This is a genomic window from Streptomyces hundungensis (genome assembly GCF_003627815.1).
Classification (GTDB): domain Bacteria; phylum Actinomycetota; class Actinomycetes; order Streptomycetales; family Streptomycetaceae; genus Streptomyces; species Streptomyces hundungensis_A.
In genome coordinates this window covers 5,432,447-5,456,797 of sequence record NZ_CP032698.1, presented here as the reverse complement: position 1 = coordinate 5,456,797, position 24,351 = coordinate 5,432,447, and the positions used below count along the sequence as shown (strand labels likewise).

The following is a 24,351-nucleotide window of genomic DNA, read 5'->3' as shown; positions in this document are numbered from 1 at the left end:
CGGCTCGCCCAATCCCCCCTATTCCTCCGCACGTTGGGAGTGTCGTATGTCCGACCGCTTTCCGCCCGGGTTCCTCTGGGGCGCCGCCACCTCCGCCTACCAGATCGAGGGGGCGACGGCCGAGGACGGCCGCACCCCCTCGATCTGGGACACCTTCAGCCACACCCCGGGCCGCACCGCCGACGGCGACACCGGCGACCGCGCGGTGGACCACTACCACCGGATGCGCGAGGACGTCGCGCTGATGGCGGAGCTCGGCATCACCTCGTACCGCTTCTCCGTGTCGTGGTCACGGGTGCAGCCCACCGGGCGCGGGCCCGCCGTCCAGCTCGGGCTCGACTTCTACCGGCGTCTGGTCGACGAGCTGCTCGACCACAACATCACGCCCGCGCTCACCCTCTACCACTGGGACCTGCCGCAGGACCTGGAGGACGCCGGCGGCTGGCCGGCCCGCGACACCGCGCTGCGCTTCGCCGAGTACGCCACGCTCGTCGGGGCCGCGCTCGGCGACCGGGTGGAGCGGTGGACCACCCTCAACGAGCCCTGGTGCAGCGCCTTCTTGGGGTATGCCTCCGGGGTGCACGCGCCGGGGCGCACCGAGCCGGCCGCCTCCCTGAGCGCCGCCCACCACCTCAACCTGGCGCACGGACTCGCGACATCGGCCCTGCGCTCCGCGATGCCCGCGCGCAACCAGATCGCGGTCAGCCTCAACTCGGCCGTCATCAGGCCCCGTTCACAGGACCCGGCCGACCTGGAGGCGGTCCGCCGGATCGACGACCTGGCCAACGGCGTCTTCCACGGGCCGATGCTGCACGGGGCGTACCCGAGCAGACTGTTCGCGGACACTGCGTCCGTCACCGACTGGTCCTTCGTGCGGGACGGCGACCTGCGCGCCATCCACCAGCCGCTCGACGCGCTCGGCCTCAACTACTACACGACCTCCCTGGTGTCGGCGGGTGCAGCCGGTTCCGGCGCGGCCCGCGCCGACGGGCACGGCGCGAGCGCCCATTCGCCCTGGCCGGGCGCCGAGTCGGTCGCCTTCCACCAGCCGCCGGGCGAGCGCACCGCGATGGGCTGGACCATCGACGCGTCGGGCCTGTACGACCTGCTGCTTCGCTACACCAAGGAGGTGCCCGGACTGCCGCTCCTGGTCACCGAGAACGGCGCGGCCTACGACGACAAGCCGGGCCCCGACGGCTCGGTGCACGACCCGGACCGCATCCGCTATCTGTACGACCACCTCGCGACGGTGCGCCGGGCGATGGAGGCGGGCGCCGATGTGCGGGGCTACTACCTGTGGTCCCTGATGGACAACTTCGAGTGGTCGTACGGGTACGGCAAGCGGTTCGGCGCGGTGTACGTGGACTACGAGACGCTGGCCCGCACCCCGAAGTCCAGCGCCCACTGGTACGCGGAGCTGGCCCGGACGGGCGAGCTGCCCGAGGTGTGACCGGGCCGACGCGGCGGGCGGGGACGGGGGGGCCGGGGCGGGGGCCGGGAACGGTGGGGACGGGGGGCCGGGGACGGTGGGGCCGGGGGCTTGAACCTCACGCGGCGTGAGGATGCACAGTGGCTCCATGAGCGAATCCACGTGGAAGGTGGGTCCCCTGGCGCAGGCGTGCGGGCTCACCGTCCGCACCCTGCACCACTGGGACACCATCGGGCTGCTCTCGCCGTCCCGCCGCACCGCCGGCGGGCACCGCGAGTACACCGGCCACGACATCGAGCGGCTGTATCAGGTCCTCGCCCTGCGCAGCCTGGGCCTCGGCCTCGACACCATCGCGGTCTGCCTGGACTCGGGGGTCGACCCGACCCGGGTCCTGCGCGACCACCGCGAGAGCGTCGAGGCCCAGCTCACGGCGCTGACGAACCTGCGGGACCGGCTCGTACGCATCGAGGAGCAGGCGGCGGACGGCTCGGCGCCGACGACCTCGGCGCTCATCGACGCGCTGCGCGCCACGGGCGCCGCGAGCCCCGGCGCCGACCAGGCCCTGCGCCGCCACCTCGACGACGACCAGCTCCAGGCACTGGGCGCCCACAGTGCGGCCGTCGGCCCGGCGGCGCACTACTTCCTGGAGGTCGAATGGCCCGAACTGTACCGGCGGGCCGAGGAGTTGAGGCGATCGGGCGTCGCGCCGAGCGATCCGCGCGTCCGGGGGCTGGTGGCCCGGATGGACGAGCTGGGCGCACTGTTCGGCGGCGGCGACCGGACGCTCTCGACCGGCGTACGCTCCGCCTGGCGCGAGGACCCGGCGGCACTCTCCGGCGACACGTCGGCGCGGCCGGGCCAGTGGGACGACCTCGCGGACTATCTGGACGAGGCCCGGAAGGGGAGGAAGTGATGGGCCGGTACTCGCTGTTGCCGTTCGTGCTGATCACACTGCCGCTGGTGTGCGTGCTCGCGCTGTTCGGGGTGATCGGATGGGACGTGGTGGTGGGGGTGGCGATCGCGACCGGCGTACTGGCGCTGGTGGCGCGGGCCCTCGGGAGGACGTCCGGGCGCTGAGTGCTGGACGCGTCGTGCTGGGCGCTGTGTGCTGCGCGGGGGGCGTTGGGTGCTGGACGCTGGGCGCGTCCCGGCCGGGGTGGGGGTGTGCCCGGCCGGGACGCGGGCTTGCGCGCGGCCCGCGCGTACTCCCGTCCACGCGTACGGGGCTGCTCGTACCGCTACTTGTAGGCGCCGAAGGCCGTGGTGAAGGCGAGCGGGGCCTGGGTGATCGAGGAGCAGGTGGGGTCGGCGGAGTTCTTGGCGCCGCCCGGGCACTGCTGGTCGCGGGCGGCGGACCACATGGAGAGCCTGCCGATCCCCTTGGACTTGGCGAAGTCCACGAGCTCGGTGGCGTCGGCGACCGTGAACTTCTCGACGTTGACGTCATTGACGCCGATCATCGGCGTGACGGCGACGGCGGCCCACGCGGCGGCGTCGCTCAGACCCAGAACTCCCTTGATCTGGGCCTGGGTTGCCGTGGCGGCCTGGATCGCGTAACCCCCCATGTCGCCGCTGTAGGAGGGCCCGTAGTCCATCGCCATGATGTTGACGGCGGACACCTTGACGCCGTTCTTCTTGGCGTCGGCGACGAGGTCCACCCCGGGCTGGGTCAGGCCCTCCGGCATCACCGGCAGCGTGAAGGACACGTCGAGGCCGGGGTGGGAGGCCTGGAGCTTGGCGATGGCCTGGGCGCGACGGGCGTTGGCGGCGGTGTCCGGCAGCGCGGCGCCCTCGATGTCGAAGTCCACCTTGGTGAGCTTGTACGCGTCGATGACCTTGCCGTACGCGGCGGCGAGCTCATCGGCGCTCTTGCAGACGAGGCCGAGCTCGGAGCCGGAGGCGCCGCCGAAGGAGACCCGGGCGTCGCCGCCCTTGGCGCGCAGCGCGCCGATCCCTGCGGCCACCTTGTCGTTCGCCAGGTCGGTGACGCCGCCCCAGAGCGGGGTGCAGCCGCCGCCGGAGGTGATGAAGGCGAGGGTGAACTCCTTGACGCCGGTCTTCTCGGCGGTGCCGAGGATGTCGTACGCCGGGTAGAGCGAGGTGTCGACGTACGGCGCGAACCGGGCCCCGCTCGCGGTGCCGCCGCCTGCGGGCTTGCTCGGGGTGGGTATCGCGGTGGCGGGCTTCGACGGCTGGGCGGTGGGCTTGGTGCCGGCCGGCTGCGAGGGCTTGGGGGTGGGCTGTCCGGTGGGGCGGCCGCTGGGCTCGGGGGTGGCGCCGGTGTCGACGGAGCACTTCTCCTGGTTGATGAGACAACCCGTGGGGTCGCCTGCGGTGCCGCTCGTGGAGGTGGCGCTCGTGGAGGTGACGAAGCCGACGGTCACCGAGGCTCCGGGGGCGAGGCCTTCCTTGGCCCAGCTCGGGGGCTTGACGGTGACGTGCGAGCCCTTGACGCTCTGGTCGCCGTTCCAGAGGGAGGAGAGGGTGGTGCCGGCGGGGAGGTCGAACTCCAGGGTCCAGTCGGGGAGCGTCTTGCCGGAGTCGTTGGTGATGACGTACTGCCCGGTGTAACCACCGGTCCAGCTACTGGTCCTGGTGTACGCGGCGCCGACCGAGGCGGCCTGTGCGGTGCCGGTGAGCGCGAAGGCCGCGCCGCCGACGATCGCGGCGGCGACCACCGCGCCGATCGCCTTGGTCTTGGCGCTCGCCCTGCGCCGGTGCGTTCTGCTGCCCATGCCGTGCCTGCCTCTGCGTTGCGGGGGGGTGTTTCGGGGGTGCGGGGTGCACGCTAGCGGCGGGGGGTTGGACAAATTGCCCTTCCCGGGCGGGGGTTGGGGATCTTAGGGTGGGCTTAAGGATGCGATCGGAGCAGGTTAAGCCACTCCCACCCTGGCCCCGGGCGTTTGCCCACCCACCCGCCCGTGCAGCGGGTTGAAAGGTTCGGCCCCTGGGGCTCCGCCCCAGACCCCGACGCGTTCGCCCACCCACCGCCCGTGCAGCGGGTTGAACCAGCTGAGCCCCTGGGGCTCCGCCCCAGACCCCGTTCGCGCCTAAAGGGCGCTCGTCCTCAATCGCCGGACAGGCTGAGGTGCCGGCCAGCACCGAGTAGTTAGGGGCGCGGGGAACTGCGCGACCAGCCATCCACGGTCCGCAGACGAAAACGGGTTTCTTGGGGGCGCGGGGAACTGCGCAAAAGCCGCCACGGGCCGCAGGATCGAGGGGGTTTGGGGGCGCGGGGTACTGCGTACCCCGCGCCGAGGGGGGGCGTGGCTAGGCCGGGGTGGGGCGGCGGGGGCGGAGGCGGTGGCTTCGGCGGGGTGGGGTCGCGCGGCCGAGGCCGATCCAGAGGCGGACCTCCGTGCCGCCCAGCACCGAGTGCCCGATCCGAACGTCCCCGCCCGTCGACTCCGCGACCCGCCGCACGATGTCCAGGCCGAGCCCCGTGGACCCGGGACGCCCCCCGCTGTTGCCCCGCGCCAGCGCCGCCCGGGGGTCGGAGATGCCCGGCCCCGCGTCGGAGACGAGGACGATCACCGCGTCCTCCCCGTTGTGGACGTCCACCGAGAACGCCGTCCCCTCCGGCGTGTGCCGGAACACGTTGCCGAGCAGCGCGTCGAGCACGGCCACGAGGTCGGCCCGGGCCACCGGGATGCGGACCGGCCGGTCGACTCCGGCGAGCCGGACCTCGCGGCCCTGGTCCTCGGCGAGCGCCGACCAGAACTCCATCCGTTCCCGGATGACCTCGCAGGCGTCGCACCCCGCGCCCGGCCCTGCGGGCTGGGTCTTGGGCTTGGCCTCGCGCGCGGTGCGGATGATCGTGTCGACCTCGCGCTCCAGTTGCTCGACCGCCGCCCGGGTCTGGTCGGCCGCGGGGCCGTCCCCGAGGGAGGCCGTGTTGAGGCGGAGCACGGTCAGCGGCGTACGCAGCCGGTGCGAGAGGTCGGCCGCCAACTCCCGCTCATTGGCGAGGAGTTGGACGACCTGGTCGGCCATGGAGTTGAACGCGGCGGCCGCTCGGCGCAGTTCGGTCGGCCCCTCCTCGGGGACCCGGGCCCCGAGCTTGCCCTCGCCCAGGTCCTGTGCCGCGCCCGCGAGCCGCTGGGCCGGGCGGACCATGCGTACGCCCAGACGGTCGGCGACGGCCACGGAGCCGATGATCAGCCCGATGCCGACCCCCGCCAGGACCAGCCAGGCCGTCGCGACGCCGTTGGTGACCTCGGCCTCCGGCACGAAGACCTCGACGATCGCGATCTGGCCGGAGCTCAGCGCGGTCGGCTGGAGCAGGGTGGAGCCGCCCGAGACGTCGGAGATGGAGGCTTTGATGACCTTCCGGGTCGTGTCGAGGTCCTCGTCGGAGGCGCGTCGGCGTCCGATCTCCACCGGCGCGCTGCCCGGCACGGCCGGGTCCGCCGGGACGTGCACGGCCATCCGCCCCTCGGCGCCGGACTGGGTGGAGGCGACGGCCCGTTCCAGGGCGTCGCGGCCGGTGGTGATGGACAGGGTGGGGCCGATCGCGGCGGCCTGCCGCTCGGCGTTGGAGAACGCGCGGTCGCGGGCCATCTCCTTGATGACCAGGCCGAGCGGGACCGCGAAGGCGACCACGACCATGACGGTGACGGCCAGGCACACCTTGACCAGCGCCCACCTCATCGGGGTGGCTCCAGCTTCACGCCGACGCCGCGCAGGGTGTGCAGATAGCGCGGCTGGGCCGCGGTCTCCCCCAACTTCCGCCGCAGCCACGACAGATGGACGTCGATGGTCTGGTCGTCGCCGTACGACTGCTGCCACACCTCGGCCAGCAGCTCCCTGCGGGCGACGACCACGCCGGGCCGTCCGGCGAGGAAGGCGAGCAGGTCGAACTCGCGCCGGGTCAGGTCGAGCCGTACGCCGTCGAGTTCGGCCTGGCGGCGCAGCGGGTCGACGCGGAGCCCACCGACCTGGAGCACGCGCGAGGGCGGTTCCGCGTCGGCCGTGGCGCGCGCCCGGCGCAGTACGGCGGCCATCCGAGCGGAGAGGTGTTCCACGGAGAACGGTTTGGTGAGGTAGTCGTCGGCGCCGTCGTTGAGCAGCCGGACGATCTCGCTCTCGTCGTCCCGCGCGGTCGCGATGATCACGGGTACGTCGGTGATGCCGCGCAGCATCTTCAACGCCTCGGAGCCGTCCAGATCGGGAAGGCCGAGGTCCAGGATGACCACGTCGAACCGGAAATGGGCCACTTCGCGCAGCGCCTCAAGTGCCGTGCCGACGCTCCGTACCGTGTGGGAGGCCTCGGTGAGGTGGCGGATGAGGGCGGAGCGGACAAACTGGTCGTCCTCGACCACGAGCACACTTGCCATGGGCCGCACCGTACGCCATCCGGAGGACCACAGTCCCCCGAGGGAGTGGAGTCGGCGGCGGTGGGACACGGGTGGGGCGCGTGGTGCAGTATGGCCCGGATGCACAGAGGACTCGTACACGGTTTGGCGTGGTCGCTCGCTACCGGAGCGGCGGTGACGCTCTCCTGGTGGGGTGTCCACACGGTGATGGCCGGCACGGCGTACGACCCGCCCCGCGCCCTGCCGATCAGCGGTGACGCGCGCATCGAACAGGGCTCGCGGCCGGATGCCTCGTCCACACGGCGGCCCAGGGAGAGCCCGTCCCCGTCGTCGTCGGCTCCGGCGAAACCGACGAAGGGCACCGCCGCGAGCGACAAGCCGTCGAGCAGCAGCTCCTCGTCGCCCGGGTCGTCCGGCGCCCCCAAGTCGGCCTCGATGTCCGGCACTTCGGGCACTTCCGACGACTCGGCCGATTCCGGCGCGGTGCGGGGTTACAACGTCGCGGGCGGGCGAGTCGTCTTCGACCTCGGGGACAGCTCGGCCCAACTGGTCTCGGCGACGCCCGCCTCGGGCTGGCGGATGGAACGCTGGATCCAGACGCAGTGGATACGGGTCACCTTCACGCGCGGCAGCGAGACCGTCTCGGTGTTCTGCACGTGGAACGGCCATCCGCCCATGGTGGAGATCAACAACACCTGACCGCCCGGGCGGCCCGCCCGATGCTGGAGATCACAAACCCCCCGACCCGCCGCCTCATCGGAACGCCGAGGCGGGTGGGGCCGGTGAGGGCTTGGCGCTCGCGTCGCTCACCGCCACCGCCCCGCCGGTGAAGTCGGCGAGCTCGCGTCCGTGCTGGACGCGGCCGGGGTGCGGGTCGCTCGCGATCCGCCGGGTCAGCTCGGCGACCGGCAGCGCCGCCGCCGAGCACACCAGGACCGCGTTCCCGAACCGTTTGCCGCGCAGCACCGTGGGGTCGGCGGCGAGCGCGAGTTCGGGGAAGACCCCGGCGGCGGTGGCGATCTGGCCCCGCAGATGCGCGAGCGGCGGCCCGTCGGCGAGGTTCGCGGCGTACGTACCGCCCGGCTTCAGCACCCGCCGTACGTCCGTGAGGAATTCGGTGCTGGTGAGGTGGGCCGGGGTTCGGGCCCCGCTGAACACGTCCGCGATGACGAGGTCGGCCCAGGCGTCGGGGAGCTTGGCGAGCCCGGCGCGGGCGTCCCCGCCGCGTACCCGGATCCGCGCCCCGGGGTCCAGCGGCAGCTCACGGCGTACGAGCTGGACCAGCGCGGCGTCCAGCTCGACTATCTGCTGGGTGGAGCGGGGCCGGGTGGCCGCGATGTAGCGGGCCAGGGTGAAGGCGCCGCCGCCCAGGTGCAGGACGTTGAGGGCCTGGCCGGGCGGGGCGGCGAGGTCGATGACGTGGCCGAGGCGGCGCTGGTATTCGAAGGTGAGCCGGCCCGGGGCGTCGAGGTCCACGTGCGACTGGGGCGCCCCGTCGAGCAGCAGCGTCCACCCGCCGGAGCCGTCCCGGTCGGGTATGAGTTCGGCGAGGCCGCCGTCCACCGTCTCGACGACGGGCTCGGGCCCGCGTCGCCTGCTGCTCTTCGCCATCCGGCCATTATCGACCGGCCGGACGGGGGCCGCCTTCCCGGGTGGGAGCGGGTGGGCGGCCTTCGGCCCGCCCGGTGGAGCGGGTGCCGCCTTCCCGGGCGGGGTCCGCCTCAGCGACCTTGGGGGAGCCGGGTTCCGTCCGCCTGCCGGATTGCGTCGGCCTGCCGGGCCCGGGCCCCGTCCGCCCGCCGGGTTCCGTCCGCCCGCCGGACTCCGTCCGCCTGCCGGATTGCGTCGGCCTCTCTGATCCCGTCGGCCGCCTCGATCATTCGGGCCGCCTCACCGAGGGCCGCGCGCAGCAGGCCCGGGTCGGTGACCTCGGTGGTGTTCGGCGGCAGCAGCCAGCCCGATCCGGTGACGGGTGGCGCGACGGGCAGCCCCTCGATGCGCAGCCCGCGCCCGTTGGTCTCCGTACAGGCGCTGCCCGGCACGTCCCAGGCCGCCGCGGTACCCGGCGGAACCAGGAAGCCGAGGGTGTCGCAGGTTCCGTCGTGCAGCACGGGCCCGACGGCGGCGGGGGTTTCGCCGCGGCGGATGATGTCGACGGCCTCAAGTCCCTGCCGGGCGGGCACGGTCACCAGGTCGCAGGGCTCCTCGGGGGCGCACCCGGTGGCGGCCGGCGGGGCGCTCGCCTGCGCGGAGTGCGGGGTGCGGACGGCCGTCGTCCGCGTACCGGAGACGGTGAAGTCGATGGCGGTGTCGGTGTTCACGCAGTCCTCCACAAGGCAAGCCCGCCGCGTCGCTGCGGTGTCTGGCGCTCTCCACATGGTTCAACGCCCTTGCGCGTCAAGGGGAACGGCGGCACGCCGCCGCAAAGGATGGCAGTTCATGGCGGATCAGGGGTGAGATATCCCTTTTGTAGGCAAACACTGTGTGAACGCGCCATCACAGCCGGTACGTTTTTGCTCCGCCACACCCCGCCGGAGAGAGCTGTCCAGCCATGGCGCCGTCACCAGATCCCCAGGCAGGCCCCCGGGTGAACGCACGGACCCCGCGCCCCCCGGAGCGGCTCGCGCGCGAACCCAACGCCGCCTTCCGGCAGTTGAGGGGCGCCCGCTCGCCGGGCGAGTTCGCGGCCTCGGTCCGCCGGGCCGCCCGGGAGATCGGTGAACAGGTCGCCTGCGACGCGCGTTATATCGGGCGGGTGGAGAACGGCGAGATCCGCTGCCCGAACTATGCGTACGAAAGGGTCTTCCGGCACATGTTCCCGGGTTTGACCCTGGCCGACCTGGGGTTCTCGTCGAGGGAGACGGTACGCGGGCGAGGAGCGCGCCCCCTGTCCGCCGCACCCCCGCTCCCCTCTCTCTCTCCGCTCCACGTCGCCCCCCGCCCCGCCGAGTGCCCGCCCGACCCGTCCCCCGCCCCCTCGCACGATCCGTCCCCCGCCTTCTCGCACGATCCGTCCGACGACCACCACAACCCGTCCCATGACCACCAGAACCACGAGGAGAGCGACGTGCTGCGTCGCGCATTCATGACGGGCTCCACCGCCACGGTGGCGGCCGTCTCGCTGGGCCTCGGCCCGGTATCCGCCCATGCCGTCCAGCGCGTCGGCGAGGCCGAGGTGAGCGCCGTCGAGGAGGCGGTGCGCAGAATCAGGCTCCTGGACGACCGGCACGGCGCGGACGGCCTCTACCAGCGGGCCGCCCAGCCGCTGCGCACCGCCTACGCCCTGCTCGACGCGAGCGCGTCCCGGCGCTCCACGCAGGAGCGGCTGCACTCCGGCGCGGGTGAACTCGCCATCTCCGTAGGCTGGTTGGCGCACGACTCCGGCCGCTTCGGGGAGGCCCGCTCGCACTACGCGGAGGCGCTCGCCACGGCCCGGCTCGCCGGGGACCCCGCCCTTGAGGCGCACGCGTTCTGCAACATGTCCTTCCTGGCCAGGGACATGGGCCGGCCGCGCGAGGCGATGCGGGCGGCGCAGGCCGGCGAACGCGCGGCCCGGACGCTCGGCTCCTCGCGCCTGCTGTCCCTGCTCGCGCTGCGCGAGGCCGGCGGCTGGGCGGGGCTCGGCGACCGTTCGGCCTGCGAGGAGTCGCTCTCGCGGGCGCACTCCCACTTCGCACGGGGCGCCTCGGGCGCCGACCCCGAGTGGATGAGCTTCTTCGTCGAGGCCGAGCTGGAGATGCTCCAGGCGCAGTGCTTCTCCGCGCTCGGCGACTGGGCCCGGGCGGCCCGGCATGCGCGGCGGGCGGCGGCGGTGCAGGATCCGCACTTCGCGCGGAACCTGGCGCTGTACCGGGCCGAGCTCGCGGACGATCTCGCGCGGGCGGGGGCGCCGGCGGAGTCCGCGGCGGTGGGGCAGCAGGTGCTGGACCTTTTGAACCAGGTCCAGTCCACTCGCATCCAGGCGATGCTGGCGGACACGTCGCGGATTTTGGCGCCGCATCGGGCTTCGCCGGAGGTGGCGGCGTTCTTGGAGCGGCGCGGCTCGGTAGCGGTGTAACCGCCCCCTCCCCCAGCCCCTCCGGGCTTCGAAACCCCCTCCGCAGCACCACCCATGCCCTTTTGCGCAGTTCCCCGCGCCCCTAACCCCGCCTTCGTCCGCGGGCCGTGGTCGCTTGTCGCGCAGTTCCCCGCGCCCCCAAGAAAACCCGTTTTCGGCTGCGGGCCGTGCGTGGCTGGTCGCGCAGTTCCCCGCGCCCCTAAACCCTCTCGGTCCTGCGGGCCGTGGTCGCTTCTTGCGCAGTTCCTCGCGCCCCTTCAAACCCGTCTTCGGGCTGCGGGCCGTGCGTGGCTGGGCGCGCAGTTCCCCGCGCCCCTAACTGCTCGGTGCGGGCCAGCATCGGCCACCTCAGCCCGTCATGGGGGTCCCCCCTGGCCCTTAAGGCCTTGGGGGAGATTGAGGACGAGCGCCGTTCAGGCGCGAACGGGGTCTGGGGCGGAGCCCCAGGGGCCCGGGCCATCCAACCCCCTGCACGGGCGGGTGGGTGGGCAAACGGGGTCGGGGCCAGCCAATCCCCCGCACGGGCGGGTGGGTGGGCAAGCGGGGCCGGGGCTGAGCCACGGGGGCTCAGCGTTCGAGGTGGCCCGTGTCGTTCCACCGCTCAACCGCCGGCTCCCCATACGCCCACCCCAGCACCGACAGCGACGTCGGATCAAGCCGGATGCGCGCAGCGAACGCAACCTCCTCGCCCAGCCACCGCGCCGCGATCACCCGCAGAATGTGCCCGTGGGCGAAGACCAGCACGTCCCGCCCCGCAGACCGCGCCCACGCCACCACCTCGTCCGCCCGCGCCGCGACCTCCGCAAGGGTCTCCCCGTCCGGCACCCCGTCCCGCCAGATGAACCAGCCGGGCTGCCGCGCCTGGATCTCGGGCGGCGCCATGCCCTCGTACGCGCCGTAGTCGTACTCCATGAGCGCGTCCCACGGCTCGGCCCGCTCCCCGAACCCGGCGAGCTCGCACGTCTCGGAAGCCCGGACGAGGGGGCTGGTGCGGACCTCCACGCCGGGCAGCCCGCCCCAGGGTTCGCGGTGCAGCCGCTCCCCGAGCAGCTTCGCTCCGCGCCGGCCCTCCTCCAGGAGGGGGATGTCGGTGCGGCCGGTGTGCTTGCCCGCGAGCGACCACTCGGTCTGCCCGTGCCGGGCCAGCAGGATGCGCGGTGCGGCGGCTGCCATGGGTGCTCTCTCCCGATTCCGTACGAAATGTTCCATAAGCATCTTCTCGCAGCCCTGACGCACCCCAGACGCAACCAGTGGCCTGATCTGCGCGTCTGACCCGAACACCGGGGTGCTGCGCGAAGGCGATCATTTACACCGTACGGTTGAACGCACGTCTAAAACCCGGAGGCCCCCCGTGGGCAGCCCGAGGATCAGTTGGGGGAACCTGCCGGATGCAGCCGCCGCAGCACGCCACGCGACCGCGCTGGTGGACCGAACTGCCGTTGATCGCGCTCGTGTACGCGGTGTACTCGCTGGGACGGTTGATCGTACGGGGCGACGAGGCGAGGGCCGTCGAGCACGGGCTGTCCATCCTGCGCCTCGAGAAGGCGTTCCACCTCAACGCCGAGCACCCGCTGAACCGGCTGTTCACGCACACCCCGGCGCTCGGCATACCCGCCGACTTCGTGTACGCCTCGCTGCACTACCTGATCACCCCGGCCGTCCTGATCTGGCTGTTCCGCCGCCGCCCCACCCAGTACCGGGCCGCCCGCGGCTGGCTGATGACGTCCACCCTGCTCGGCCTGATCGGCTTCACGTTCCTGCCGACCTGCCCGCCCCGGCTGCTTCCCGCAGTGCAGGGCTTCACCGACACGATGGCCCAATACGGCTCGTACGGCTGGTGGGGCGGCGAGGCCAGCGCCCCGCGGGGGCTCGGCGGCATGACCAACCAGTTCGCCGCGATGCCCAGCCTGCACGTGGGCTGGGCCCTGTGGTGCGGGGTGATGCTGTGGCGCTTCGGCGGCAGCCGACTGACCCGGATCCTCGCCGTCGCGTACCCGCTGACCATCACGTTCGTAGTGATGGGAACGGCCAACCACTATCTGCTGGACGCGGTCGCGGGCGCCGCCGTGATGGGTCTCGGCCTGCTGCTCTCGCGTCCCCTGCTGCGGTTCGCGGAGCGCGTACGGACCCGTTTCACACCCGCCTCTCGGGCCACCGGCGCCCCGATTGTCAGTGCCGGATGCGAGACTTCGGCGGGTGAGCGAATCCCTGGGCAGCGGACCTCGTCCGACACCCGATCGGACACCCGAGCAGAAGCCGGCGACAGCGCTGCGTCGACGGCTCGCTGAACTGCGCGGCCCGGCCGTCCCGGCCCGGCCGCTGGACGCGCGGGCGCTGGCGGCCCTCGCCGCCAACCCGGGCTGCCGCAGACGGGCGCTGCTCGACGGCGCGGGGGTGGACAAGGGCGCGCTCGCCGAGGCGATCGGCTCTCCGTCGGCCGCCTTCGGCCAGTCCCAGTTCGCGTTCATGCGCGGCAACGCCTTCGAGGCGAAAGTGAAGGGGGACGGCGGCGCCGAACTGCTCCGGCTGCTGCACGAGCGGATGGGCGCGGGCGCCGAGCCGCCCCGGGACGCCTCCTCCCCCGACCTCGCGGCGGCCGGCCCCGAGGGCCGCGCGGCCCGCACCTCGCTCGCGCTGCGCGAGGCGACCGCGGCCGGGGCCTGGGCGTTGCTCGACCATCCGATGCTGGCCCTGGAGGTGGCGGGCTCCCCCGCCTATCTGGAGCCGGACGCGGTGGTGGTCCACCCCGACGGCCGCTGGACGGTCGTCGAGATCAAGTCCTTCCCGATGATCGACGCGGCCGCCGACCCGTCGAAGGTGGGCGCGGCCGCCCGCCAGTCCGCGGTGTACGTGCTGGCTCTCGAGCGGGTCGCGGCGCTGGTCGAGGGTGCCGCGGTGGACCACTCGGTGCTGCTGGTCTGCCCCAAGGACTTCTCCAACCTGCCGACCGCCTCGGTGATCGACGTACGCAAGCAACTCTCGGTCACCCGGCGCCAGTTGACGCGTCTCGCCCGGATCGAGGAGATCGCGGACGCCCTGCCGCCGGGCACCACGTTCGACCTCGACGGCCAGTCCGGCGCCGCGCTCGCCACGGCGGTCGAGGCGGTCCCTGCGGTGTACGCGCCGGAGTGCCTGGCCGCCTGCGAGCTGGCCTTCCACTGCCGTCGGCGCGCCCGCCAACAAGACGCCGTGGCCGCGCTCGGCCGCTCGCTGCGCGGTGAGCTCGGCTCCCTGACGACGATCGGCGAGGTCCTGTCGGCGGCCCGCGGCGAGTCGGGCGACCCCGTCGACCCGACGGTGGCCGCGGTACGCCGCGCGGCCGCCCTCCGCGCGGAGGCGCTCGCCGGCCCACCCGGGACGAACGTCTGCGCCCCGCGCACGCCCACCGGCACCGGCACCGGCACCGACCCGGACTCCCCCAGTACGGACGCGGGCCCCACCGCGGCCCGCGCGGATGGCGCCGCCGCGCGTACGGAGGCGGGCCTCCCATGTCGTTGATCTCCACGCTGGCCCGTCTGGAGGCCGTCGAGTCCGGGCGGGCGCAGCCCCTGACCACCGTGCGCCACCGGCATCTGAGCGAGCGGCCCCTCGTGTTCGTGCCGCTCACCACGGCGGGCGAGGCCGGGGCGCCGCTCGGCGCGCTCGTCGGCACCGATCGCGCCGATCCGACGCTGCTCGTGGTCCCCCAGCCCCGCGACCGCGATCTGCGCTTCACCTTCCTGGCCGACCTCGCCGAGGCCGTCCTGCCGTACCTGGAGGCGTACGCCGACGATGTCGAGCCGGCCGAGCGTTCCGAGACGGATCCGGAGACCGGCAAGAAGACCAAGGTCGAGGTCGAACTGTGCGCGGACGCGCCGCAGTTGATCGTCCCCGGCCGGGCCGGCGTCGACTTCGTACGGCTGCTCGGCCGCTCCATGCGGTTTCGCCGCACCGCCGAACAGGACCCGGACGCGCCCTATCCCGCGCCGCCCCGCGTTCCCCTGCTCGGCCGCTGGTTCACGCACTACGCCGAGCGCGCCCGCACCCCCGGCTCCGCGCTGCTGCTCGCCGCGACCGACCTGCTGGGCCGGCACTGGGCGACCGGCCAGTCCAGCCTGGAGGACCAGCACCTGGGCGCCCTGCTCGCCTGGATCGACCCGCCCGAGGGCGAGTCGGGGGCCGAGGCCGCGCTGCGGGCCGAGCTGGCGCGCGGCGCGGACGGCCAGTTGCTGTGCCCGCCGGCCGGCCCGGCCACCGACCCGGCGTTCGACAACCGGCTGCTCGCCCCGGCCGTGGAGCGCTACGACCGGGCCCGCCAGGCGCTCCAGGCGGCCGAGGACGGCCTGCTGGCCGACGAGCACCTGGGTCGACTGACCGTTGCGGAACGGGAGATCCGGCGCCTGCTGGCCGCCCAGCTCATGCCCACCTGGTCGGCGGTGTGGCACGCCCTGGACCTGTTGCGGGAGCTCCCCGAGGGCGAGCGGGCGGCCGCCCGCTGGACCAGCGACCGCTGGTCGTTCACCGGCCACCGGGACCGGATCGCCGCGGGCGAGCCGCCCCAGCCGCGCCGCGACGACGCGGTGACCGCCGCCACCAAGCTGCTGCGCCGCGAGCGCGCGCAGGCCGAACTCGAAGCGGGCGAGGCCCTCGACGACCCGCTGGTGATGGCGGGCCGGCGGCTGGCGGGCGAGGCGTTCGCGGGCGAGGTCGTCGAGGTGACCCCGGCGTGGTCGGAGTCCAAACGCCCGAGCCCCCGCCCCCTGCTCACCCTGCGCACCGACGACGCACCGCACCTCGCCGAGGGCGCCAAGGTCTACCGGACGCTCGACGGCAAGCCGCAGAAGGCCGAGTTCGTGGCGTACGAGCCGGGCGGCGCCGTGGTGCTGCGCGTCCTGGACAAGATGGGGCGCGCCAAGGAACCCGCGCCCGGCTCCGTCCCCGGCAAGGGCGACCGGATCTGCTGGACCCTGTTCGAGCACGAGCAGCGCGGCGCCCCCAAGCTGCCCGACCCGGAAGCCACCCCCTGGACCCATGGCGGGCCGCCCGGTTCCGCCACCGCCGAGCGCCCCGATCCGCCGACCTCCGAGGACCTTCTGTGACCGCCTTCGACCCGGCGGCGGCAGCGGCCGCGGCGACCGACGCGATCCTCGCCGACACCCTGCACGGCTCGGCGCGCGGCATCGTCGTGGACTCGCCGCCGGGCGCCGGCAAGTCCACGCTCGTGGTGCGCGCCGCGCTCGAACTGGCCGCCGCGGGGCGCCCGTTGATGGTGGTGGCCCAGACCAACGCCCAGGTGGACGACCTGGTGGTACGCCTCGCGGAGAAGGCCCCCGACCTGCCGGTCGGCCGGCTGCACAGCAGTGACAGCGACCCGTACGACAAGGCTCTGGACGCGCTCGACAACGTACGCAAGTCGTCGAAGGCGGGTGACCTCGCGGGGCTCTCCGTGGTGATCTCGACGGCGGCGAAGTGGGCGCATGTGAAGGACGTCGAGCCGTGGCGGCACGCGATCGTGGACGAGGCGTACCAGATGCGCTCGGACGCGCTCCTCGCGGTGGCCGGCCTCTTCGAGCGGGCCCTGTTCGTGGGCGACCCGGGGCAGCTCGACCCCTTCGCGATCGCGGACGCCGATCAGTGGGCGGGGCTGTCCTACGACCCGTCGGCGAGCGCCGTCACGACGCTGCTCGCCCACAATCCGGAGCTGCCGCAGCACCGGCTGCCCGTGTCGTGGCGGCTGCCGGCGTCGGCGGCACCGCTGGTGTCGGCCGCGTTCTATCCGTTCACGCCGTTCCGCAGCGGCACCGGCCCCGAGGACCGGCGGCTGTCGTTCGGCGTCGCCTCGGACGGCTCGGCGCCGGACCGGGCGCTGGACGAGGCGGCCACGTCGGGCTGGGCCCTGCTGGAACTGCCGGCCCGGCACACCCCGCGCACCGACCCGGAGGCGATCGGCGCACTCGCCCAGGTCGTACGCCGGCTCCTGGACCGGGGCGGGGTGGCGACCAGCGAGCGCTCGCCGGAGCCGGCCCCGCTCACCGCGGACCGGATCGCGGTCGGCACCGCCCACCGCGACCAGGCCGCCGCGATCCGGGTGGCGCTCGCGGAGCTGGGGGTGACGGGGGTGGCGGTCGACACCGCGAACCGGCTCCAGGGCAGGGAGTTCGACGTGACGGTCGTGCTGCACCCCCTGTCGGGCCGCCCGGACGCGACCGCCTTCCACCTGGAGACGGGCCGCCTGTGCGTACTGACCTCGCGCCACCGGCACGCGTGCGTGGTGGTGTGCCGCGCGGGCGTGAGCGACCTCCTGGACGAACACCCCTCGACGGAGCCGGTCCAACTGGGCGTGACGGTGAAATTTCCGGACGGGTGGGAGGCGATGATGGCGACGTGGGACCACCTCTCCCACCACCGCGTGGCATGGACGCCCTGACCGCCGGACGGAGTCCGGCACGCCGCCACAGGCGGCCGACGGACGCAGCCCCGGCAGCCCGTCGAAGGCCCCCTTGCGCCGGGGCGGGACAATGGACGGTGGCCGGGGCGCCCTGACCCTGAGCGTCGACCTGCCCCTGGGAGGACAGACATGGCGGAGCACGAGCGGAACGAGGAGCGGCAGCGGCTGAGGCCGGCGCCGCTGCTCTTCGAGCCTTCCGAGGCCACCGCCGACCCGGAGCACTTCTTCGACCTGGAGTCCATAGAAGATCCCCGGGCGCTCCTGAGCCGTTCCACCGAGCTGGCCCTCGCGTTCCGGGCCGCGGCGGACCGGGCCGTCGAGTTCCAGGCGATCGCGGCGGCCCAGCTCGCCGACCCCCGCCGCTTCGACCGGCTGACCCCCGCCGACGTGGCGGAGCGGGCCCAGTGGACCGAGGACTACGCGAAGAAGATGATCGAGTTCGGCCGTGATCTGATGCGCTCGGGCGACATTCCCTGAGGCTCCGGGCGCGCCCCGGGCGAGCCGGTCCCGGTCCAGCGGGACCACGGGCAGCCGCCCCGGCCCCCTGGCATATGCCGGGGCGGAATGCCGGGGCGCAAGATACGCCCTCCCGCCCCGCCCTGTCCCGGTTTTTGCCAAGCCGCCGGGGCGGAACGTGGCCGCCCGGTAGACGTAGAGCATGAGCAGTGACAACGGCAGGGGAAGCGGCGTTCGGGAGACGGCCGGCGGTGGTGGGCCACTGACCGCGGTCGGCGGGCGCGGCGGGCCGACCGAGGGCGGCCGCGCGGCCGGCGCGGGCGATGTCCGGCGCCACGCGGCCGGTACGGACGTCGTCCCGCCCCGCGCGCCCGGCGTTGGCGTCCGCGGCGGACCCGTCAGGGGTGGGGACGACCTCGACGTCCTGCGGCTCCTGCGGGACGAGGGCGGCCATCAGGCCGGCGAGGTGACCGCGGCGGGCGCCGCCTGGCTGTCGTCGGCGGCCAGCCACCCGCGCAGCACTCTCGCCCTGTGGGAGGGCCGCCCGACCGCCCCCGGGGTGCTGCCCTGCGGCACGGTCTTCGACGTGGTGAACGTGCCGTCGATCTTCGGGCGCCGGATGCTCGACCGGCTGTGGGCCGAGGGGCCCGGGTCGGGCCCGGTAGCGATCCACCGCGGGCGCATGCTCCTGTTCGCCGCTCCCGGCACCGCGCAGCGCCTGCCCTCGCTCCTGGAGTGGGAGGAGTGGCACGGCAGCGACGTCCCCGTCCCGCCGCTGCTGTGTCACGGCGCGGGGGACGCGGTCACCGTGCCGGCCCTGGTCCGCCCGGACCGCGAGAACCTGGGCGCGGCCCGCTGGCTGGTGGCCCCCGACACCCGCCGCCCGTGGCTGCCGGGGCCCGACGTCCTGCTGTGGGCCTGCGTCCGGGCCGCCAGGAACGAGGCCACGGACCCTCCCCGGATATCGATTTTTCCTCGCGCGGATCAGGGTGCTAATGTCTACGACGTCAGCAGGCGCCGCTAGCTCAGTTGGTTAGAGCAGCTGACTCTTAATCAGCGGGTCCGGGGTTCGAGTCCCTGGCGGCGCACCGACGGAAGAAGCCCCTCGCGCGAGCGGGGGGCTTCTTCGTGTCCCGGTCGGGGCGGTGACGGCGGGCTCTCAGTAGGAGACCTTGACCGTCCAGGCGCCCGATTTGGTCCGTCCCTCGGCCTCGATGCGGATGCCCTCGCCGGGCACGGTGAACGTCTCGCCGAGCGCGATCGGGGCGTCCGCGAGCGCCGGGTGGACCGACCTCTCCCAGCACGCCTCGGTGTCGGGGTGCGCGTCGAGCACCTCGACCGGGCCCCCGCCGGACGCCGACCCGCTGCGGACCCGGTAGACGAGCAGCCCCTGGCTGCAACTGGCCCGGTCCAGGCCACCCGAGTCCCGCACCTCGATGGCGATCGCCCGGTCCTCGCCGGTACGGAGCACCGCGAGGCGCTTGCCGGTGAGGCCCGCCGTGGCGAGGGAGGCGGACAGCGGTTCCAGGGTGAACCGGCTGGTGCCGTCGCCCGTCACACAGGTGACCTCCTGCCGGTCCAGCCAGCCCAGCTTCCACTTCTGCCAGCCGAACAGGTCGGGTGCCGTGCCGAACTGGCTGCCCATGACGTCCCAGTCGCCGACGTAGGTGTCCCAGTCGCCGTTCTTGCCGTCCTGCGGCCGGTGGTAGAGGTCGGGCAGGTCGAAGACGTGCCCGGTCTCGTGTGCCAGCACGTTGCGGTCCGGCGGGTGGTGCTCGAAGACGGTCACCACCCGGTTGATGTCCCGGCCGTCCGCGCGGACGGGCCGGTCGAAGTTCACGACCTTCGTGGCGTCGGAGTCGACGCCGGGCGCGTCCGGGTCGGCGACCAGATAGACGATGTCGAACGTCGAGAAGTCGACCGTGGCGTCGGCGGCCCGGATCGCGTCCGTCAGATAGCGCGTGCGCTGCCCGGGGTCCCAGTCACGCTGTATGCGGTACGAGGTCGACGCGGCCGGCATCCGCACCCAGTGCCGCTGCGGCTGGGCGTTGAGGCGGAACTTCCCGTACGAGGCCTGGTCGAAGAAGCGGCTGGTGGCGGGGAAGTAGTCGGCGACCAGGTCGTCGGGGGTGACGGCCGGCTTCGAGTCCGGGAAGGAGAGGAAGACCATGCCCGCGTTGAGGGTGCGCACGGGGCGCGGGTAGGCCGGGTTCCAGGTGTCGACGCCGAGCGAGTGGTGGGCGTCGGTCCTGGGCAGGGCGCACGGCACCGCCGAGTTCGCCGCGACGGCCGGTCCGGACACCAGCGAGATGGCGGCGAGCGCCGCGAGGGAGGTGAGCGCCGCCACGGCACCGCGCAGCCGGGCGCGCTCCACTCCCCCGGGTGTCTGCTGACGCTGCACATCGACCTCCGGGGACGGGATGCGGGACATCCCACCCACTTTGTGCAGGTTTCGACCGATACGCCCTGTTTCCCTGCCCCGGAAGGGTGAGAGGGCCGACACCCCGATGACTTACGCAAAGTCACGACCGATCACCGGCGGCCCGATCCCGGCCACACCCGCGCAGAAACGATCGGTCAACGATCGACACGGGACTCCAGGTGCGCTTGATCACGACGACGAAGCTGGATCGCGCATTGCGCCAGCCTCTATGATCGGCACACTTTCCAGCGTGGATCCGGCCTCACCGGGCCGTCGTCCACCCCGGCCGAAGACCCCGAAACACTCCGTACTACCTCTGCACAACTTCGATGCACTGCGGGAGCCAGCGGTGAGCGGAACCTCCGAAGGACCGGGCCAAGGGCCCGGGACCATCCGGCCGCCCGTCACAGAGCGTCATACGGACCGGATCGCGGGCGCCCTGGCGGACCGCCCCCCGGAACGTGCCGGAAACCCCCTGACCGAGCACCCCCCGAAGCAGGACGACCCCGCGCCGGACGCCAGTAGGCGCGCCGGCGCTCGAAACACGCGGCCCGCCGAACTCCTCGGCGATCAGCAGGCCGAGCGGCACGTGCCCTCCCCTTCCGAACTGCGCGACTACCGGGCCGCGTTCAACGCCGCCCACCTCGCGATGGCCGTCGTCGACCGCGAGGGCACCGTCGTCGCCGCCAACGACGCGCTCGCCGAACTCCTGGGCACCGACCCGGACGCGCTGTGCGAGCAGGACGCAGCCGACCTCGTCGACCTCGCCGCCGACAACCGCGCCTGGCACGCCTACCGCGAAGTGCTGCGCGGCGCCCGCACCCGGTTCCGCTGCACCCGCCGCCTCAAGCACCCCGACGGGCGCTCGCTGTGGGCGGAGGTGACCGTCGCACCCGTACCGGACAGTTCCACCGTGCTGCTGTCGATCGGGGACATCAGCGACCGGCGCGAACTCCAGGCCCGCCTTCGCCACCTCCAGATGCACGACCCGGTGACCCGGCTGCCCAACCGCACCCTGTTCTTCGAACGGCTCACCTCCGCCCTCGAAGCGTCCGCGTACGACGACGGCGGCACCGGCCGCATCGGGATCTGCTACCTCGACCTCGACGGGTTCAAGGCGGTCAACGACACGCTCGGCCACCGGGTCGGCGACCGGCTGCTCAGCGCGGTCGCGGCCCGCCTCACCGAGTGCGCCGACCAGTCCGGGTATGCGCGCGGCGGCCATCTGGTGGCGCGGCTCGGCGGAGACGAATTCGCCGTACTCGTCGAGGACTCGACGGGTACGGAGCAACTGGCCGAGCTGGCCCGCTCGGTCCTGGACGCGCTCCAGCAGCCCTTCGACCTCGCGGGCCAGCGCCTGTCGGTGTCGGCCTCGATCGGGGTGGTGGAGCGGGCCAGCGCCGGCACCACGGCGACCGGTCTGATGCAAGCCGCCGACACCACGCTGTACTGGGCGAAGGCCGACGGCAAGGCCCGCTGGACCCTCTTCGACCCCGAGCGCAACGCCCACCGCATGACCCGCCAGGCGCTGTCCTCGACGCTGCGACCGGCCGTGGAGCGGGGCGAGTTCACGCTGGAGTACCAGCCGTTGGTGGGAATGGCCGACGGGGTCGTGCACGGCGTCGAGGCGCTGGTCCGCTGGAACCACCCGCAATTCGGGACGCTTCCGCCGAATCGGTTCATCGGAATTGCTGAAGAAGACGGCTCGGTGGTGCAGCTCGGCCGCTGGGTGCTGCGCACCGCCTGTCGGCAGGCCCGCCGCTGGCAGCTCGCGCATCCCGATGCGCCGCCGGTCTTCGTCAGCGTCAACGTCGCGGTGCGCCAGGTGTGGGACTCCGATCTGGTGGCGGACGTGGCGGAGATCCTCGCGGAGACCCAACTCGCGCCGCATCTGCTCCAGTTGGAGCTCACCGAGTCCGCGGTGATGGGCTCGGCGGGCCGCCCCCTCCAGGCCCTTCAGGCCCTCTCCGACATGGGCGTGCACATCGCCATCGACGACTTCGGGACCGGCTACTCCAACCTCGCCTATCTGAGCCGGCTGCCCGTCTCCGTCCTCAAGCTCGACGGGTCCTTCGTGCGCGGCTTCCAGTACGACGAGGGCGGCGCCCACCCCAACCCGGCCGACGAGACCATCGTCGAGGCGCTGGTCCAGCTCGCCCACCGGCTCGGGCTCACCGTCACCGCCGAGTGCGTGGAGAGCGCCGAACAGGCGGCCCGGCTCGCCCGGATCGGCTGCGACACCGGGCAGGGCTGGTTCTACTCGCGGGCGGTCACCCCCGACCGGATCGCCAAGATGATCGCGCTCAGCCCACAGAAGGCCAGCCCACAGAAGGCCAGCCCACAGAAGGCCGGCCCGCAGAAGGCCAGCCCGCAGAAGGTCTGAGGCCTCGGCGACGTACGGCCGCCCCGCTCCTCCACAGGGTGAGGAGCGGGGCGGCCGCGTGTGCGGGGGCGGATCGGGTCAGCAGGCGCCGAGGTCCTGCCAGACGCCCCACTGTCCGGTGGTGCCGGGCTGCTCGCCCTTGGTCCACCACTGGGCCTTCCAGGTGTGACCGCCGTAGGAGACCTGGTTGCCGCCGGTGTAGGTGGCGGCGCTGTCCCAGGCCGCGGCGGCGCAGCCACCGGGGGTCGGGGACGGGCTGGTGGGCGCGGTCGGGGTCGGCGACGGGGAGGTGGGGGCCGTCGGCGTCGGGTCCGGCGTCGAGGACGGCGAGGAGCCGACCGCGTCGGAGATCTGGCCGAGCAGGGTCGCCTTGTCGTCCAGGCCGAGCAGGCTGTACATCATCGCGCCGGCCAGGCCCCGCTGGTGGCCGTAGTCCGCGCGGGCCTGGATGGACTGCTTGTCGAGGCCGGTGAAGAACTCGCCGTCCTTGTAGAAGTACGAGGCCTTCGCGTCGGCGTCCCAGAAGGTGGTCGCCGGGTTGTCGACGATGCCGCCGAGCTCCTTGTAGAGCGCGGTGCCCGCGACCTGGCTGGTGGGACGGGCGCCCGACGGTCCGGTCGCGCTCTGCCCGAGGCCGTTGTTGGTCGCCGGGACGCCCTTCCAGCCGCGGTAGTAGAACTCGTACCCCAGCGTGATCTTGTTGGCCGGGAAGCCGCCCGCTATGCCGTAGGCGGGGTTGCCGTCGATCCAGGAGTCGATCGCGTTGGAGATCGAGTACTTCTGGGTGCCGGGCTTGATCACGTCGGTGGGGTCATTGGCCGGTGACACCAGCGGGGACTGGTGGTAGGCCGGTCCCGTCGCGTTCCAGGCGCCGTGCATGTCGTAGGTCATGATGTTCGCGTAGTCGAGGTACGCGCCGATCTTGTCCGTCTCGATGTTCTTGATCTTGTCCTGGCCCGCCGGCAGCGCCGCCGTCAGGAGGTAGTGCTTGCCGCCGTGCGCGGTTCCGTACGCGTCGAGCTGCTTGCGGAACTCGGCGAGCAGGGCGGTGTAGTTGGCCTTGTCCTCGGCGCCGTAGTGGTTGCCGAGGTGGCCGTCGGGCGAGCCCGGGTACTCCCAGTCGATGTCGACGCCGTCGAAGATCCCGGCCGCCGCGCCCGCGCCGCCGTACCCGCCGTCGACGGGCAGGTTGCCGGCGATGTACTGGTCGATGCAGGAGGAGACGAGCTTCTTGCGGCTGGCGTCGGTGAGCGCCGCGTCGTGGAAGTACTTGGAGTACGTCCAGCCGCCGATCGAGATGTTGATCTTCAGCTTGGGGTACTTCGCCTTCAGCTGCTTGAACTGGTTGAAGACGCCCACGATCGGCTGGTTCCAGGTGTCGGCGACGCCGCTGACGCTGTCGGCGGCACCGAAGGACTTCTGGTAGTCGGCGAACGAATCGCCCGCCCCGTCACCGGCGTTGGCGTTGTTGTCGTCGCCCGCCGCCTTGTTCGCCTCGAAACAGGTGAGATTGGTGGGGTGGATGTTGCCGAACGAGTAGTTGATGACGTCCAGTTTGCCCGCGATGCCCCGGGTGTCGAGGTGCTTGGGGTAGAAGGCGTTCCCGTACACGCTCCACTGGTCGTAGTACGCGATCTTCACGCCCCCGGTCGAGGGTGCGGCGGCGCTCCGGGCGGCGTCGGCGGCGGACGCGGACGCGGTGCCGAGGCCCGCGAATGCGGCCAAGGCGCCTGCGGCGAGCGCGGCGGTGCTCAGGGCGGCGACAAGGGGTCTGCGGCGGTGCAAGACGGCCTCCGGGGGGGGTGGGGCGCATGGGGGTGCGGGGATGGGCGGTTGGAGAAGTGATAGCGACCGTGTGCTGG

Annotated in this window: 19 protein-coding genes, 1 tRNA gene and 1 pseudogene; 13 read left to right on the top strand and 8 right to left on the bottom strand. The window is 73.2% G+C overall.

What is annotated here, in order from left to right:
* Positions 1-46: 46 nt before the first annotated feature.
* From DWB77_RS24215 to DWB77_RS37955, 3 genes are all read left to right on the top strand, one after another.
* The gene (locus tag DWB77_RS24215) at positions 47-1,450 is read left to right on the top strand and encodes a GH1 family beta-glucosidase (protein WP_120723241.1); all 1,404 of its coding nucleotides are present in this window, start codon (positions 47-49) and stop codon (positions 1,448-1,450) included.
* A gap of 127 nt (positions 1,451-1,577) precedes the next feature.
* A complete protein-coding gene (locus DWB77_RS24210; RefSeq protein ID WP_246033623.1) occupies positions 1,578-2,342 on the top strand; it encodes a MerR family transcriptional regulator in 765 nt (254 codons plus the stop codon).
* Complete coding sequence (locus DWB77_RS37955; RefSeq protein ID WP_162952605.1) at positions 2,342-2,506, top strand: hypothetical protein; 165 nt, start codon at positions 2,342-2,344, stop codon at positions 2,504-2,506. Before DWB77_RS24210 ends, DWB77_RS37955 begins: the two co-directional genes overlap by 1 nt.
* 161 nt (positions 2,507-2,667) lie before the next feature.
* On the opposite strand, the gene DWB77_RS24205 is transcribed toward DWB77_RS37955, so the two are convergent.
* From DWB77_RS24205 to DWB77_RS24195, 3 genes are all read right to left on the bottom strand, one after another.
* Positions 2,668-4,164, bottom strand: coding sequence for a cellulose binding domain-containing protein (locus DWB77_RS24205; protein ID WP_120723239.1), 1,497 nt, complete (start codon positions 4,162-4,164; stop codon positions 2,668-2,670).
* Between the two features lie 535 nt (positions 4,165-4,699).
* Positions 4,700-6,079: a sensor histidine kinase gene (locus DWB77_RS24200; RefSeq protein ID WP_120723238.1), complete on the bottom strand. Its 1,380-nt coding sequence runs from the start codon at positions 6,077-6,079 to the stop codon at positions 4,700-4,702.
* On the bottom strand, positions 6,076-6,765 hold the full coding sequence (locus DWB77_RS24195) for a response regulator transcription factor (protein WP_174248614.1): 690 nt from the start codon (positions 6,763-6,765) through the stop codon (positions 6,076-6,078). Before DWB77_RS24195 ends, DWB77_RS24200 begins: the two co-directional genes overlap by 4 nt.
* 99 nt (positions 6,766-6,864) lie before the next feature.
* Here DWB77_RS24195 and DWB77_RS24190 point away from each other — a divergent pair, with 99 nt between their 5' ends.
* Entirely contained in the window at positions 6,865-7,443 is a 579-nt protein-coding gene (locus DWB77_RS24190) for a hypothetical protein (protein WP_120728174.1), read from the top strand.
* A 54-nt stretch (positions 7,444-7,497) separates the two neighbouring features.
* Here the strand turns inward: DWB77_RS24190 and DWB77_RS24185 are convergent, their stop codons facing one another.
* Together DWB77_RS24185 and DWB77_RS24180 are read right to left on the bottom strand one after the other, a co-directional pair.
* On the bottom strand, positions 7,498-8,355 hold the full coding sequence (locus tag DWB77_RS24185; protein ID WP_120723237.1) for a spermidine synthase: 858 nt from the start codon (positions 8,353-8,355) through the stop codon (positions 7,498-7,500).
* A 242-nt stretch (positions 8,356-8,597) separates the two neighbouring features.
* Positions 8,598-9,047: pseudogene (locus DWB77_RS24180) on the bottom strand (hypothetical protein); the annotation flags it as partial.
* A 248-nt stretch (positions 9,048-9,295) separates the two neighbouring features.
* Here DWB77_RS24180 and DWB77_RS24175 point away from each other — a divergent pair.
* Complete coding sequence (locus DWB77_RS24175; protein WP_428985144.1) at positions 9,296-10,801, top strand: hypothetical protein; 1,506 nt, start codon at positions 9,296-9,298, stop codon at positions 10,799-10,801.
* A gap of 567 nt (positions 10,802-11,368) precedes the next feature.
* Here the strand turns inward: DWB77_RS24175 and DWB77_RS24170 are convergent.
* Positions 11,369-11,974: a histidine phosphatase family protein gene (locus tag DWB77_RS24170; RefSeq protein ID WP_120723235.1), complete on the bottom strand. Its 606-nt coding sequence runs from the start codon at positions 11,972-11,974 to the stop codon at positions 11,369-11,371.
* Between the two features lie 215 nt (positions 11,975-12,189).
* Between DWB77_RS24170 and DWB77_RS24165 the strand changes: the two genes are divergently transcribed.
* From DWB77_RS24165 to DWB77_RS24135, 7 genes are all read left to right on the top strand, one after another.
* Positions 12,190-13,089, top strand: coding sequence for a phosphatase PAP2 family protein (locus tag DWB77_RS24165; RefSeq protein ID WP_120723234.1), 900 nt, complete (start codon positions 12,190-12,192; stop codon positions 13,087-13,089).
* Complete coding sequence (locus DWB77_RS24160; RefSeq protein WP_246033622.1) at positions 12,998-14,299, top strand: hypothetical protein; 1,302 nt, start codon at positions 12,998-13,000, stop codon at positions 14,297-14,299. The genes DWB77_RS24165 and DWB77_RS24160 overlap by 92 nt, the downstream gene beginning before the upstream one ends.
* Entirely contained in the window at positions 14,290-15,879 is a 1,590-nt protein-coding gene (locus DWB77_RS24155) for a hypothetical protein (RefSeq protein WP_120723233.1), read from the top strand. Before DWB77_RS24160 ends, DWB77_RS24155 begins: the two co-directional genes overlap by 10 nt.
* Complete coding sequence (locus tag DWB77_RS24150) at positions 15,876-17,207, top strand: AAA domain-containing protein (RefSeq protein ID WP_120723232.1); 1,332 nt, start codon at positions 15,876-15,878, stop codon at positions 17,205-17,207. The genes DWB77_RS24155 and DWB77_RS24150 overlap by 4 nt, the downstream gene beginning before the upstream one ends.
* A gap of 150 nt (positions 17,208-17,357) precedes the next feature.
* The gene (locus DWB77_RS24145; protein ID WP_120723231.1) at positions 17,358-17,705 is read left to right on the top strand and encodes a hypothetical protein; all 348 of its coding nucleotides are present in this window, start codon (positions 17,358-17,360) and stop codon (positions 17,703-17,705) included.
* A 403-nt stretch (positions 17,706-18,108) separates the two neighbouring features.
* Positions 18,109-18,708 (top strand): bifunctional DNA primase/polymerase, encoded by a 600-nt coding sequence (locus DWB77_RS24140; RefSeq protein ID WP_246033914.1) that lies wholly within the window; start codon positions 18,109-18,111, stop codon positions 18,706-18,708.
* Positions 18,699-18,772, top strand: a tRNA-Lys gene (locus DWB77_RS24135). The genes DWB77_RS24140 and DWB77_RS24135 overlap by 10 nt, the downstream gene beginning before the upstream one ends.
* Positions 18,773-18,843: 71 nt before the next feature.
* On the opposite strand, the gene DWB77_RS24130 is transcribed toward DWB77_RS24135, so the two are convergent.
* The gene (locus DWB77_RS24130; RefSeq protein WP_120723229.1) at positions 18,844-20,115 is read right to left on the bottom strand and encodes a M6 family metalloprotease domain-containing protein; all 1,272 of its coding nucleotides are present in this window, start codon (positions 20,113-20,115) and stop codon (positions 18,844-18,846) included.
* 340 nt (positions 20,116-20,455) lie between these two features.
* On the opposite strand from DWB77_RS24130, the gene DWB77_RS24125 reads away from it, so the two are divergent.
* Entirely contained in the window at positions 20,456-22,489 is a 2,034-nt protein-coding gene (locus DWB77_RS24125; RefSeq protein ID WP_428985143.1) for a putative bifunctional diguanylate cyclase/phosphodiesterase, read from the top strand.
* Between the two features lie 78 nt (positions 22,490-22,567).
* Here DWB77_RS24125 and DWB77_RS24120 read toward each other — a convergent pair whose 3' ends face one another.
* Entirely contained in the window at positions 22,568-24,274 is a 1,707-nt protein-coding gene (locus DWB77_RS24120) for a glycosyl hydrolase family 18 protein (RefSeq protein WP_120723228.1), read from the bottom strand.
* Between the last annotated feature and the right edge of the window lie 77 nt (positions 24,275-24,351).